This is a genomic window from Chryseobacterium sp. 22532, from assembly GCF_052044665.1.
Lineage (GTDB): Bacteria > Bacteroidota > Bacteroidia > Flavobacteriales > Weeksellaceae > Chryseobacterium > Chryseobacterium lathyri.
Genome location: NZ_JBQENJ010000003.1, coordinates 278,412 through 291,070, shown reverse-complemented (window position 1 = coordinate 291,070; position 12,659 = coordinate 278,412). Strand labels below are relative to the sequence as shown.

The window sequence follows — 12,659 nt, the reverse complement described above, 5'->3', positions numbered from 1 at the left end:
TCATATCTTTTACTTTTTAATGGGAGATTAAGTTCATTAAAGCTCCTAAAATCATGATCGAAATACCGAACGTAATCATTCCCAATACATAGGAAACAAGTGCTTTAAAATAACTGGCCACCTTGCCCTTATCGAAGAACTGTCCTACAGACCATGAAAAATAGACAAACACGATCACTGCAGCAATCTGCATGAGATGATATTTCGTAAGTCCTTCAACAATGGCAAAAACAGAAAACATCAGCATTTCCATTCCAAGAATGAAACATAGCAGGATTAATATTTCAAAAAAATTGTAATCGTATTTTCTGAAAAATATTTTTAACCAAAAAGCAATAAATGCACCCATGATGATATTGGAATATCCATAATGACTTTGAACCCAATTATTAATGGCATTGAGCTTCGAATCTCCTGCACCATCAATTTTTATATAGCTTTCTTCGATATGGAAAAAATGATTGATGAGGGTGTAAATTAACGATGTAACAATAATAAATATCACCGGTTTAACAAGCCGGCTTCTGTTTTCACTGATAAAATTCCTGATGTTTTCTCCGGGTCTTATTAAGAGTTCCCGTATGGTATACAAAATACCTCTGTCAAAATGCAAAACGTGTTCAATTTCATGGAGGATGTAAGTCCGTCTATTCTTTTCGGTCTTAAATTTTGTTTACAGTTTGAGCAAAATTCTTCATTCATAGCAGTTAAAGTTTTAAATGCAAAAAAAGATAAATAATTTTATATATACTTTACACTCTAGTTTAGTTTTTAGCCCTTTTAGCATTCAAATACTTTCTAATCTACAATCATCATTCTTGGCATTAAAAAAATTCCGCAGATTCCACAGATTTCGCAAATTTTTTATCTACACATACACTTAGCTTTGTCAATTCAACTGAGTTGATTCCATCTTTGCCACCCTTAAACCTCCGGCATAATTAATCTTCCTTTGCGTCAAAAAAATACAGAGACAAGAGTTTAAATTTTTCGCAAAAAAAATCGGCCATTACTAATAGCCGATTTTTTATTAAAATTAGAAAATATTTTAAAAATCATACAGAAGATCATCTTCCTGAATGGTTGTACTCAAAACGTTATAAATATCCTGATCCTCAACCTCTGCAAGGATTTTTGAATCCTGGACGAGCTTTCCTTCGGGATTATAAACCTTTAACAGGATCCACTTTCCGCTGCGCTCCATTTCCTTTAATCCGGCTTCCGTTTTATATTTAATTTTCCCACTCTGAAGCACCCCGTCTTTTACAACAGCTTTGTTGCCTGCTTTTCCCTTTACATACTGTACAATCTGGGCAGTGAAACCTTCAGCTTCTTCCAAAGATTGTGTATAAGTATACATTAAGCCGCCTTTATCATCATAAACCGTAGCATCATATCCGTTCTGCTTTGCATTCAGTTTTTTCTCATATTTTATCTTTTCATCTTCCCTGAAAGACTTCGAAAGAACCAGAACACCATCTTTATATTGCTGCTCATTAAGTTCTTCATACAAAGTACCGCTGTACGGCATATCATCTTTATAGGTTAAAGTGCCCTTCAGCCTTCCGTCCGGATGATAATATTTGATCTCCTGCACCATATCATCCTTTAGGATTTTTTCAGAGGATAATTTTCCATTCTCATCAAAAGATCTAGTAAGAATAACCGAACCGTTTTTATAAACATCAATGGCAGAAAACCCGGTAAATTCATAATTAAACTGATAATCCTCACCATCCTGAGGCTTGTAGTAATCAGATTCTTTATCGTAAGCAAAGGTTAGATTTCCTATTTTCTTACCATTTTCATCATAAGTAGTTTTATAGCCGTCTTTTTTATTTTTTTTCTCTTCCTGCAGGATCTTTCCGTTTTTGGAATATATAATGCCTTCTTTTACAGTTCCGTCGCTTTTATATTTCTCAATTTTGGATACCCTCATTGGATTATAGTAGTATTCTACCATTACATTATCATCAGAGCTGCCGGTATTATTTGTTCCGATTTGCTTTCCCTTGTCACCGTAATACTTAGTTTCGTATTTTCCGTCACTGTCAGCAGTTATCTCATACCGGATTCCTTTGATATCTTCATCATAAACAACGGTTTTAAAACGGTCAGAACTTTCATAAGTCGTAATGCTGTTATAGAAAAGTGCATTCTCCGGATCTTTATAAGTATAAACTTTTCCTTTAAACGTACCGTCTTCCTTATAAACCAGATCGTCCAAAGGTCTTCCTTTCTCATCAAATGTCTGGGACGGTCCTGTCTGTTTTCCCCCTGAATATGTTCCTGTATTTAATACTTTGCCTTCTGGGGTATACCAGGTCACTTTGCCCTCATAAACCTCGCTGCCCGGTGTGGCATCCGAAGCAAGGCCTTCCATCTGAAGCTTTCCGTTTTTATAAAAATCTTTAATTAAAATAAGCTTTCCTTTATTCTCTGTTTCCCGGTAAAATTCCATTTTATCCTGAGTTGTTTTTTCCCAGTTTTCGTCAAAATAGATTTTCTCCTGTGCAGCTGCACTGATGCTGAGAAACAAAGCAAGAATAGCTGACGTAAATAATTTTTTCATGTTTTTATTAAAGTTTTAAAATGATGTTCTTTTGTTATTGAAATAGATCTTAAGAGTCGAAGTGCTCTTAACAATCTGAAATACAGAATAGAGAAGTCTGCTGCAGAAAAATTCCATATAATGTATTTAACGAATTTATTTCATAATATCAATTGATGGCAACGAATGATATCTTCTATTGTCAGTTTTACCGTGTCAAATATAAATCAATTTGCTGAGAAATAAAGAAAATTTAAAGCATAAAACCTCCGTGAAATCACGGAAATTTTCTTTCATCTGCTTCGCAATCTTCTCTTAAAAACAGAATAGATTTCGTCTTTAGGATATATGATAAAATTTATTAAATTTAACGGACAGAAAATCTAGTATTTCATGATAGATAAAAGAGTAAAAAATGCGAAAGAAGCCATCAGCGGAATTGAAGATGGGATGACCCTGATGTTGGGCGGATTTGGTCTTTGCGGAATCCCTGAAAACTCCATAAATGCTTTGGTAGAGAGTGATGTAAAGGACTTGACCTGTATTTCAAACAATGCCGGTGTGGATGATTTCGGATTAGGATTGCTGCTTCACAAAAGACAGATCACAAAAATGATTTCTTCTTATGTAGGAGAAAATGCAGAGTTCGAAAGACAGATGCTTTCGGGAGAGCTGGAAGTTGAGCTTACTCCTCAGGGAACTTTGGCAGAAAAATGCAGAGCGGCGCAGGCCGGAATTCCAGCTTTTTATACCCCGGCAGGTTACGGAACGGAGATTGCAGAAGGTAAAGAAGTAAAAGATTTCGACGGAAAACCTCACATTCTGGAACACGCATACAAAGCAGACTATTCCATTGTAAAAGCATGGAAAGGAGATCATGCCGGAAACCTGATCTTTAAAGGTTCTGCAAGGAATTTCAATCATCCTATGGCAGGAGCAGCAAAAATTACCATCGCAGAAGTAGAGGAGCTGGTTGAACCGGGAACATTAGATCCCAACGAGATCCATATTCCGGGGATTATGATCCAGAGAATTTTCCAGGGTGAAAAATTTGAAAAGAGAATAGAGCAGAGAACAGTTCGAACAAAAGAATAAATATTCTAAACCACAAAAGTTAAATTAAATCAGAAGTTCATAAGATGAAAGCCTAAGAGTTTTCTAAAAAACTTAAGTGTTGAAAACTTTTGTGATTAATATTATAAACAAAGCGCTGAAAATATCTTCAGCGCTTTGTTTATGTTATGCTTCCGGTGAAATGAGCATTTTTCTTTCCCCGATCTGTTGTCGCCACATAGCATAATACAATCCTTTTTCGGCAATCAGATTATCGTGGGATCCCATTTCAATCACCTGTCCGCGTTCCAGTACATAGATTCTGTCAGCATGCATAATCGTGCTTAAACGATGGGCAATAAGAACGGTAATCTGTTCTCTTTCTTTTGAGATGTCTTTTATAGTAGAGGTAATTTCTTCTTCCGTAATACTGTCTAAAGCCGAAGTTGCTTCGTCAAAGATCAATAAATGAGGTTTTCTTAAAAGTGCTCTTGCAATGGCAATTCTTTGTTTTTCTCCGCCGCTCAGCTTCAGTCCGCCCTCACCGATAACAGTTTCGATACCCTTTTCTGCTCTCTCCAATAATGCTGTACAGCTCGATTTCTGCAACGCAATATCCAGTTCAGATTCTGTAGCGTTAGGATTTACAAAAAGAAGGTTTTCCTTAATGGTTCCTGCAAAAAGCTGTGTATCCTGGGTAACAAAACCAATCTGATTCCTCAGCTCATCAAAATCAAATTCTTTTCCATTGATACTATTGTAAAAAATATTTCCTTCCTGTGGTCTGTACAGTCCAACCAGCAATTTCACCAATGTACTTTTCCCTGAACCGCTAGGCCCTACAAAAGCAATGGTTTCTCCATTTTTAACATCAAAAGAGATATTATTTAAAGCTTTATACTGAGCCGATTGATGTTTAAAAGAAACATGTTTAAATTCCAGTTCTTCAATAGCACCAATCTGTTTCGGATGGAGAGGTTTTTCTTCCACCTCTTTTTTCATTAAATTATCAAAATTGAAAAGAGAAGCCTCAGCCTCACGGTAAGAAATAATGATGTTCCCGATTTCCTGCATTGGTCCGAAAATAAAGAAACCATAAAACATCAGAGAAAGGTACTGTCCGGGAGTCACAATATTTTTAAAAATTAAAAGCAATAGGGTCATGGTAATCATCTGCTGAAGAAAATTGACCATCGTACCCTGGATAAAGCTTAAAGAACGGATGCTTTTTACCTTTCTGAGCTCAAGTCCAAGAATCTTGTAGGTATTATTATTTAAACGGATCACTTCCTGATTCGTTAAGCCTAAACTTTTAACGATTTCTATATTTCTTAAGCTTTCTGTAGTACTTCCGGCTAAAGCTGTAGTTTCCGAAACGATATTCTTCTGAATGCTTTTAATTCTTTTACTCAGTAAATTAGTGATGAAGGCAATCAGGAAAATCCCGCAGATATAGACAGGCATGATCGACCAATGTAAGCGGATCGCATACACGGAAACGAAAATAATACTCACTAAAATTCCAAAGAAGATATTAATAAAACTGGTGATGAACTTTACAGTATCTTCTCTTACTTTTGTTAAAATAGACAAGGTTTCACCACTTCTCTGATCTTCAAATTCCTGATAAGGAAGAGCCATTGAATGTTTTAAGCCATCCGTAAAGATTTTTGCGCCAAACTTCTGAGTGATCACACTTACTGCATAATCCTGAAAAGCTTTGGCTATTCGGCTTACCATCGCTGTTCCAATGAGCAGCCCTAAAAAATAGAACACCCCATGATAAATTCCGTCTCCGTATAAATATTGGTTAAGATTTCTGGGTAAAAGTTTTTCCTTATCAAAAAAGTTAGGATGTGTTACCAGCCGGTCCAGGATATTACCCGTGATGGCCGGGGCAAATAAAGAAAAAACCTGATTAATGGTTGCCAATAACAAAGAAAGGATAATCAACCATTGGTAAGGCTTAAGGTATCTTAAAAGTATTTTCATTTTAATAAATAATGTTGCAAAATTAGAGATATTATTTTGACTTATGGTATTAATAATTTTGAATAACAAAGACCTTTTGTATTCAAGTGAAAAGAATTAAATTGCAGTCTAAGTTTTTATTATGCTTACAAAAGAACAAATTGCTAAAAGGATTTCAAAAGAACTGAAAGACCGTTATTATGTAAACCTGGGAATAGGAATCCCTACGTTGGTGGCTAACTATGTTCCGGAAGGTATTTCCGTAGAATTTCAGAGTGAGAACGGAGTTCTAGGGATGGGACCTTTCCCGTTCGAAGGTGAAGAAGATGCCGATATCATCAATGCAGGAAAGCAAACCATTACCATACTGCCAGGAGGTTCATTTTTTGATTCAGCCTTTAGTTTTGGGATGATTCGTGGCCAGAAAGTAGACCTTACTATTCTTGGAGCGATGGAAGTTTCAGAGAACGGAGATATTGCCAACTGGAAAATCCCCGGAAAAATGGTAAAAGGAATGGGGGGAGCAATGGACCTTGTTGCCTCAGCAGAAAATATTATTGTTGCCATGATGCACGTGAATAAAGCAGGAGAAAGCAAAATCCTGAAAAAATGCAGTCTTCCGCTCACAGGGGTTAACTGTGTGAAAAGAGTAGTGACCGAACTGGCAGTACTGGATGTAACTCCAGCCGGATTCAAACTGGTGGAAAGAGCTCCAGGGGTTTCAGTGGAGCACATCATAAAATCTACAGAAGCAGATCTGATCATTGAAGGTGAAATTCCTGAAATGCAATTCTAAATAAAAAATAAAGCCTTGTCACCGACAAGGTTTTTTTATGCATTTAACCGACATTTTCTCCCACCGATTAAGCAGATAACACAGATTTTCTTATCACTGTAAATTTAAAAAATTGTAAATGTTCTCAAAAAGTGTTATGAAAAATACTATTTAACCGACATAGGAAAATGGAGCGTTAAAAAAATAAATGCTGTGAACGTTAAGAAAATTCTCCTGTCCGAAGCGCGACACTTTAACTGAACCGAAGAACATATACAGAATTCGCGCAAGTTTTAGAATTTTTAGAGAACAGTATTTATTTTTAGCGGAAGTTTCCAGGTCTTGAATTTTTGTTTCTTTTGTTTCAAGACAAAAGAAAAGTTACTAAAATTTTTTACCCACAGATTGAGCAGATAATGCACATTTTTTAATACAAAAGAAAAACTGCTTCAAAAAATGAAACAGTTTATATATTGATAAAGTTTTTGAAAAAAAACTAAATTATTTCCCATCCTGCGCCCCAAAAACCTTCTGTAAAATAGAAGTGGTTCTCATCGCCGGAGTATTTCTGATGCCGCTTTCCTTATCAGCTACCATTTTAAATACACCATTAATTGTTTCAGTCGTCACATATTCGTTAAGATCGGTCGTTACAGATTGCCCTGTGAAAGTATTGTACTTTGAGATCAGATTTTTCCAAACCGTATCTGCACCCACTTTACCCAGTGAAGCCTTTACCTTTGGCTGGAAAGCTGTGAATAACTGACTTTGCGTTTTGGTCTGTAAATAATTGGTTGCTGCATTATCACTGCTTAATAAAATGTTCTTAGCGTCCGTGATCGTCATCGAAGTAATTGCTTTGGTGAAAATAGGAGCGGCTTCTGTTACCGCATCTTCAGCAGCCCTGTTTAATAATTTTACCCCTTCATCTGCAAGGCTTCCCATTCCCAGGGAACGCAGCGTGGTATCGATCTTTCTTAACTTTTCAGGCATTAAAATTTTTACCGCTTCATTCTTAAAGAATCCGTCCGTTAAAGCCAGTTTCTTTACACCATCAGTTACTCCAAGGCTTAACGCTTCCTTTAACCCTGAAGATATCTGTGTTGAGGTTAGGTTTCCCAGATTAACAGGAGAAGCTTTAGTTGGAGTAATTGGAGTGGTATTAGTTGTAGTGGTGGTTGTAGAACTTTTAGGTTTTGAGGGATTATCAAGATCGACACCGGTTTTGTTTTTGACGGTAGATTTGATGATGTCTAAGAGCTGTGCCTGTGAAGAAACTGAAAATAATAGGGTAGCAGCGAATAAAATATTTTTTCTCATTGTATCTTTTTTGCAAATTTAGATGTTTTATTATTTAATAAGTTAAATCACCAAAGAGTTTTAGAAAATAATTATATTAGCTAAAACCTTAATCATACCTAAATGCGACATTTTCTTTTTATGTTTTCTGCTATTTTTTCCACAGTTTTTCATGCCCAGAAGAAGCCAGATTTAATTCCTTATCCTCAAAGTGTAACCATGCAGGAAGGAAGGTTCATCATTCCTGAAACGCTGATCCTGAACGATAAACTTCCAAAAGAAGAAACAGAGTATTTCAAAAAAAGGCTTGGTTCCGGTGTGAAATTTCAGAATAGCAGTAAGACGGAAGGAATTCATTTGATGTACATGCCGTTTCCACAGCCAAAAATCCCAATTCATCCCGAAGAAGATAAAGAAAAGTATACTATTGACATTTCTCCCCAAAAGATTTTCATAACTTCCAATACCAGACAGGGGTATTTTCTGGCTCTTCAAACCCTGGCTCAACTTTTTGAAGAACATAAGGAAGATAGGGAAATTCCTGCTTTAAGAATTGAAGACCAGCCTAAATTTGCATGGCGCGGAATGCACCTGGATGTCTGCCGCCATTTCTTTAATGTAGATGAGGTTAAACAGTATATTGATTATTTAGCCATGTACAAGCTGAACACTTTTCACTGGCATCTTACAGACGATCAGGGCTGGAGAATTGAAATTAAAAAATACCCAAAACTCACCCAGATCGGTTCAAAACGTAAAGAATCGATGATTGGTGCTTATGTAGACAATACTTTCGACGGTAAACCTTATGGTCCTTATTTCTATACCCAGGAGCAGATTAAGGACGTCATTAAATACGCCCAGCAAAGGCATATTACTATAGTTCCCGAGATTGAAATGCCCGGTCATGCTTTAGCTGCTTTATCAGCTTATCCCGAGCTTGCCTGTACAAAAGGGCCGTTTGAAGCTGCAACAAAATGGGGTGTTTTTGATGATGTTTTCTGTCCGAAAGAAGAAACCTTCACTTTCCTTGAAAATGTTCTGGATGAAGTTATTGCCCTGTTTCCATCACAATACATCCACATCGGTGGCGATGAATGTCCGAAAACAAGATGGAAAGAATGTGCCCATTGCCAGGAGCTGATCAAAAAGAATAATCTGAAGGATGAGCATGGATTGCAAAGCTATTTCATTCAGAGAATTGAAAAATATGTTAACAGTAAAGGAAGAAAGATCATCGGTTGGGATGAAATCCTTGAAGGCGGTCTGGCTCCAAATGCTGCCGTTATGAGCTGGACAGGTGTAAACGGAGGCATCGAAGCTGCAAAATCTTCTCACTTTGCCGTAATGACTCCCGGAGCCTACTGTTATTTTGATCATTATCAGGGTGATCCTCAATCGGAGCCGAATGCTTTCGGAGGTTTTACCCCTTTGGATAAAGTCCATTCCTATAATCCTATTCCTGCAGAGCTGAACGCAGAGCAGGCCAAATATATTTTAGGAGTTCAGGCCAATCTATGGACGGAATACATCATGGATTTTAAGCAGGTACAGTATATGATATTTCCAAGACTGATGGCGCTTTCCGAAGTAGGATGGGGAACGGCAGATCCTAAAAATTATAAAGAATTTGAAAGAAGAGTAATCAGTCAGTTCAAAGTTCTGGATAAAATGAAGGTGAATTATGCCAAAAGTATCTATAATATTTCCGGAAAAGTACTTCCTGCCGGGAACGGTATTTCTTATGAACTTAATGTATCACAGGACCCGAAAGGAATACGGTATACAACGGACGGGACAGAACCTTCTATACATTCACAGGTTTATCAGGGACCGATTGCTGTTTCAAAATCTCTAACCGTTAAATCCGCCTATTTTGAAGACGGAAAACTGAAAAGTGCTGTTTCTTCCCAGGAATTCAAAATTTCAAAAACAACAGGAAAAAAGATCACCCTGGAACAACAGCCCAGCGAAAACTATTCTTTTGGCGGAGCTTTTACCTTGGTGGATGGAATTATCGGAAACATAAGACAATTGGGCAAAACATGGTTGGGCTTTCAGGGAAAAGATGTAGTGGCAACCATTGATCTGGGACAGAAAACCAACTTTTCTGAAGTTTATTTTAATACCTTAGAAAATAAGGGAAGCTGGATCCATCTGGCGAAATCTGCACAGATCTTTGTTTCGGATGATGGAAAGGCCTTTAAAATGATCAAAGAGATCGGGAAAGATGAAATTCAGAACTCAAAAGGAAAAATTAAGCTGAATGTAGGAAATCAGAATGCAGAGTACATTAAGCTTAAAATAGAAAATGCAGGTATTATTCCTGCCGGAAATCCCGGTGCAGATTCAAAAGCATGGCTGTTCGTTGATGAAATTGGCATCAATTAGAAATAAGTTTCTGAATATACTGGATGCAATAGCTGTTGCAGCCGTCAATACATAAAGTTATGTTATTTCAGAAGTAAATTGCCTTACTCTTATTAAAAACCAAAAGACCATAGTACTCTGTGGTCTTTTTCCTTTTCTGCTAGCGGGAAAATTCCTAATTTGGAGCCAAATATATCTGAATATGCAAAGTAGACGAAACTTCATTAAAAAAACGGCTGCTGCTTCTCTGGCACTTGCCGTAAACCCACTGGATCTGATTGCCGGAGAACTGTCTGAGAATCCTGTAAAACCAGGAAAACCCATTGTTCTTTCCACCTGGAATTTCGGACTGAAGGCAAACGAAGAAGCCTGGACTATTCTGGGAAAAGGTGGAAAAGCCCTTGATGCAGTGGAAAAAGGAGTTCGCCTCGTGGAATTGGACCCAACTGAAAGAAGTGTAGGCTATGGAGGACGTCCGGATAGAGACGGAAGAGTTACCCTCGATGCCTGTATTATGGACGAAAATTATAATATCGGTTCCGTTGCCTGCCTGGAAAATATCAAAAATCCTATCTCTGTAGCAAGAGCAGTGATGGAAAAAACGCCCCATGTTATGTTGGTTGGAGACGGAGCATTACAGTTTGCAATATCCCAGGGGTTTAAAAAAGAAAACCTTCTCACTCCCGATTCGGAAAAAGAATGGAGAGAATGGCTGAAAACCAGCGAGTACAAACCAGTCGCCAATATTGAAAACCATGATACCATCGGAATGATTGCTCTGGATGCACAGGGAAATCTTTCCGGAGCCTGCACCACCAGCGGGATGGCCTTTAAAATGCATGGAAGGGTGGGAGATTCACCTATCATCGGCGCAGGATTGTTTGTAGACAATGAAGTGGGTGCTGCTACGGCTACTGGGCACGGCGAAGAAGTAATCCGTACTGTCGGGACACATCTGGTTGTTGAATTGATGAGACAGGGCAGGAATCCCCGGCAGGCCTGCAAAGAAGCAGTTGAAAGAATTGTGAAAATTGCTCAAAGAAGAAATAAAAACCTTAAAGATATTCAGGTTGGCTTCATCGCTTTAAATAAAAAAGGCGAATATGGTTCTTACTGCATTCAGGACGGGTTTAATTTCGCTGTCTATGACCAGAAAGGCAATCGTCTGGAAAAACCGGAATTTGCTCTGAAATAATGTATTTTATTTAAAATTCAATAGGAGCGGGCTTTAGCCCGCTTACAAAATAAAAAAACACCAAACGGCTTTAGCCAAAATTTAGAATATCAAAAAGAATATGAAAAGAATGATCATTGCATCTTTGTTTCTGATCACAGCATGTAAAGAAGAAAAGAAAGAAATCCAGACTCAGGCACCGCAGGAATCTGTTTCCCAAGAAACCGAAACCGAAATTTCAGAAAATAAGCATGATGAATCCGGAGAAGCAAAAAAATGGCTGGAAAAAAGTATCAAAAATTACTTTAAAGAAGATCTTAGGAGTTTGGATAAAGAAATGCAGAAAATCACAACCAAAGACTATTACGAGTATAAAACAGATGCAATGAATGTGGATATGGATGTTGATGGAAGTCTTACCTTAAAAGAATTCCAGGACAAATGGAAAGGTAAGTTTGATACTGATAAAGCTGGAATAGACTCCGGATTCCTTATTTCCGGACAGGACTGGATTAATATTGAAATTAGAAATTGTGACTTAAAATCCTCGTCAGACAATAATTACGTTTTTAATGTAGTCCTGGCTGATGATGGGTTTAAAGCCAAATATTCCCGTCAGATTAAAGTTATAAAAACAGATAATAAATTTCTGATAGCAGATGTTATTGAAGAAGAGTAAAATTTAAATAAAACGAAAAAATGTCAAAAATAGAAATAGCATGTTTCAATCCGGAATCCGCAATGACTGCATTTGAAAACGGAGCCGATAGAATAGAACTATGTGACGGATTGAGCGAAGGCGGAACAACTCCGGATTTTGAAACGACAAAAGAACTCAGAGAAAAAATAAATATTCCGGTTTTTGTAATGATCCGCCCAAGAGGTGGAGATTTTACCTATTCGGAATCTGAGTTTGAACAAATGCAAAAAGATATGCTCCAGCTGAAATCTCTGAAAGTAGATGGTTTTGTGTTTGGAATTTTGGACGAAAATAATCAGATACATGGAGAACACAACAAGATTTTGGTTGAGATGGCATATCCTCTTCCATGTACTTTTCACCGTGCTTTTGACAGAGCAAAAGGCCTTGAAGATTCTTTGGAAAAAGTAATTGGCTGTGGCTTTAAAACGATCCTCACCTCAGGCCAGGAACCAAATGTTTCAGAAGGTAAAGAGAATCTGAAAAAACTGGTTGAGCTTGCTGCCGGAAGAATAGAAATTCTGGTTGGAGGCGGACTTCGTTCTACCAATATTGAAGAGATCAGAGCATTTACAAATGCCAGCTATTTTCACTCTTCTGCAATTACAGACGGTGGATCTTTTGCCAGCGCAAATGAGGTCCTCGCTTTGAAAAATAAGTGATTTTTAACGCAAAGTTCTATTTTAAACAACGTTGAGTTTGAGGGAAGCAAAGAATTGACTATGTCATTGATGAAGCTAACTGGATAAAACGTTCGCTTAGTCGA

10 protein-coding genes are annotated in these 12,659 nt (G+C 37.5%); 6 read left to right on the top strand and 4 right to left on the bottom strand.

Features of this window, described 5'->3' with window-relative positions; genetic code table 11:
• Positions 1 to 16: 16 nt before the first annotated feature.
• Together ACTJIV_RS09230 and ACTJIV_RS09225 are read right to left on the bottom strand one after the other, a co-directional pair.
• Positions 17 to 613 (bottom strand): DUF3667 domain-containing protein, encoded by a 597-nt coding sequence (locus ACTJIV_RS09230; protein WP_440627009.1) that lies wholly within the window; start codon positions 611 to 613, stop codon positions 17 to 19.
• A gap of 435 nt (positions 614 to 1,048) precedes the next feature.
• Positions 1,049 to 2,572 (bottom strand): membrane-binding protein, encoded by a 1,524-nt coding sequence (locus tag ACTJIV_RS09225; RefSeq protein ID WP_440627007.1) that lies wholly within the window; start codon positions 2,570 to 2,572, stop codon positions 1,049 to 1,051.
• A gap of 372 nt (positions 2,573 to 2,944) precedes the next feature.
• On the opposite strand from ACTJIV_RS09225, the gene ACTJIV_RS09220 reads away from it, so the two are divergent.
• Complete coding sequence (locus ACTJIV_RS09220; protein WP_440627005.1) at positions 2,945 to 3,646, top strand: CoA transferase subunit A; 702 nt, start codon at positions 2,945 to 2,947, stop codon at positions 3,644 to 3,646.
• Between the two features lie 144 nt (positions 3,647 to 3,790).
• On the opposite strand, the gene ACTJIV_RS09215 is transcribed toward ACTJIV_RS09220, so the two are convergent.
• Positions 3,791 to 5,596, bottom strand: coding sequence for an ABC transporter ATP-binding protein (locus tag ACTJIV_RS09215; RefSeq protein ID WP_111960413.1), 1,806 nt, complete (start codon positions 5,594 to 5,596; stop codon positions 3,791 to 3,793).
• 121 nt (positions 5,597 to 5,717) lie between these two features.
• Between ACTJIV_RS09215 and ACTJIV_RS09210 the strand changes: the two genes are divergently transcribed.
• Positions 5,718 to 6,371 (top strand): CoA transferase subunit B, encoded by a 654-nt coding sequence (locus ACTJIV_RS09210; protein ID WP_111960415.1) that lies wholly within the window; start codon positions 5,718 to 5,720, stop codon positions 6,369 to 6,371.
• A 480-nt stretch (positions 6,372 to 6,851) separates the two neighbouring features.
• On the opposite strand, the gene ACTJIV_RS09205 is transcribed toward ACTJIV_RS09210, so the two are convergent.
• On the bottom strand, positions 6,852 to 7,670 hold the full coding sequence (locus ACTJIV_RS09205) for a DUF4197 domain-containing protein (protein WP_440627002.1): 819 nt from the start codon (positions 7,668 to 7,670) through the stop codon (positions 6,852 to 6,854).
• Between the two features lie 102 nt (positions 7,671 to 7,772).
• Between ACTJIV_RS09205 and ACTJIV_RS09200 the strand changes: the two genes are divergently transcribed.
• The 4 genes from ACTJIV_RS09200 to ACTJIV_RS09185 all read left to right on the top strand — a co-directional run bounded on the left by ACTJIV_RS09200 (position 7,773) and on the right by ACTJIV_RS09185 (position 12,555).
• Entirely contained in the window at positions 7,773 to 10,040 is a 2,268-nt protein-coding gene (locus tag ACTJIV_RS09200) for a glycoside hydrolase family 20 protein (protein WP_440627000.1), read from the top strand.
• Positions 10,041 to 10,221: 181 nt separating this feature from the next.
• On the top strand, positions 10,222 to 11,214 hold the full coding sequence (locus ACTJIV_RS09195) for an isoaspartyl peptidase/L-asparaginase family protein (protein ID WP_440626998.1): 993 nt from the start codon (positions 10,222 to 10,224) through the stop codon (positions 11,212 to 11,214).
• Positions 11,215 to 11,314: 100 nt separating this feature from the next.
• Complete coding sequence (locus ACTJIV_RS09190) at positions 11,315 to 11,872, top strand: hypothetical protein (protein ID WP_440626996.1); 558 nt, start codon at positions 11,315 to 11,317, stop codon at positions 11,870 to 11,872.
• Between the two features lie 20 nt (positions 11,873 to 11,892).
• Entirely contained in the window at positions 11,893 to 12,555 is a 663-nt protein-coding gene (locus ACTJIV_RS09185) for a copper homeostasis protein CutC (protein WP_440626994.1), read from the top strand.
• Positions 12,556 to 12,659: the final 104 nt, after the last annotated feature.

Coding starts and splice junctions, on each gene's coding strand:
- ACTJIV_RS09220 (WP_440627005.1), top strand. CDS start 2,945: ATGATAGATAAAAGAGTAAAAAATGCGAAAGAAGCCATCAGCGGAATT.
- ACTJIV_RS09205 (WP_440627002.1), bottom strand. CDS start 7,670: ATGAGAAAAAATATTTTATTCGCTGCTACCCTATTATTTTCAGTTTCT.
- ACTJIV_RS09190 (WP_440626996.1), top strand. CDS start 11,315: ATGAAAAGAATGATCATTGCATCTTTGTTTCTGATCACAGCATGTAAA.
- ACTJIV_RS09215 (WP_111960413.1), bottom strand. CDS start 5,596: ATGAAAATACTTTTAAGATACCTTAAGCCTTACCAATGGTTGATTATC.
- ACTJIV_RS09195 (WP_440626998.1), top strand. CDS start 10,222: ATGCAAAGTAGACGAAACTTCATTAAAAAAACGGCTGCTGCTTCTCTG.
- ACTJIV_RS09225 (WP_440627007.1), bottom strand. CDS start 2,572: ATGAAAAAATTATTTACGTCAGCTATTCTTGCTTTGTTTCTCAGCATC.
- ACTJIV_RS09200 (WP_440627000.1), top strand. CDS start 7,773: ATGCGACATTTTCTTTTTATGTTTTCTGCTATTTTTTCCACAGTTTTT.
- ACTJIV_RS09210 (WP_111960415.1), top strand. CDS start 5,718: ATGCTTACAAAAGAACAAATTGCTAAAAGGATTTCAAAAGAACTGAAA.
- ACTJIV_RS09185 (WP_440626994.1), top strand. CDS start 11,893: ATGTCAAAAATAGAAATAGCATGTTTCAATCCGGAATCCGCAATGACT.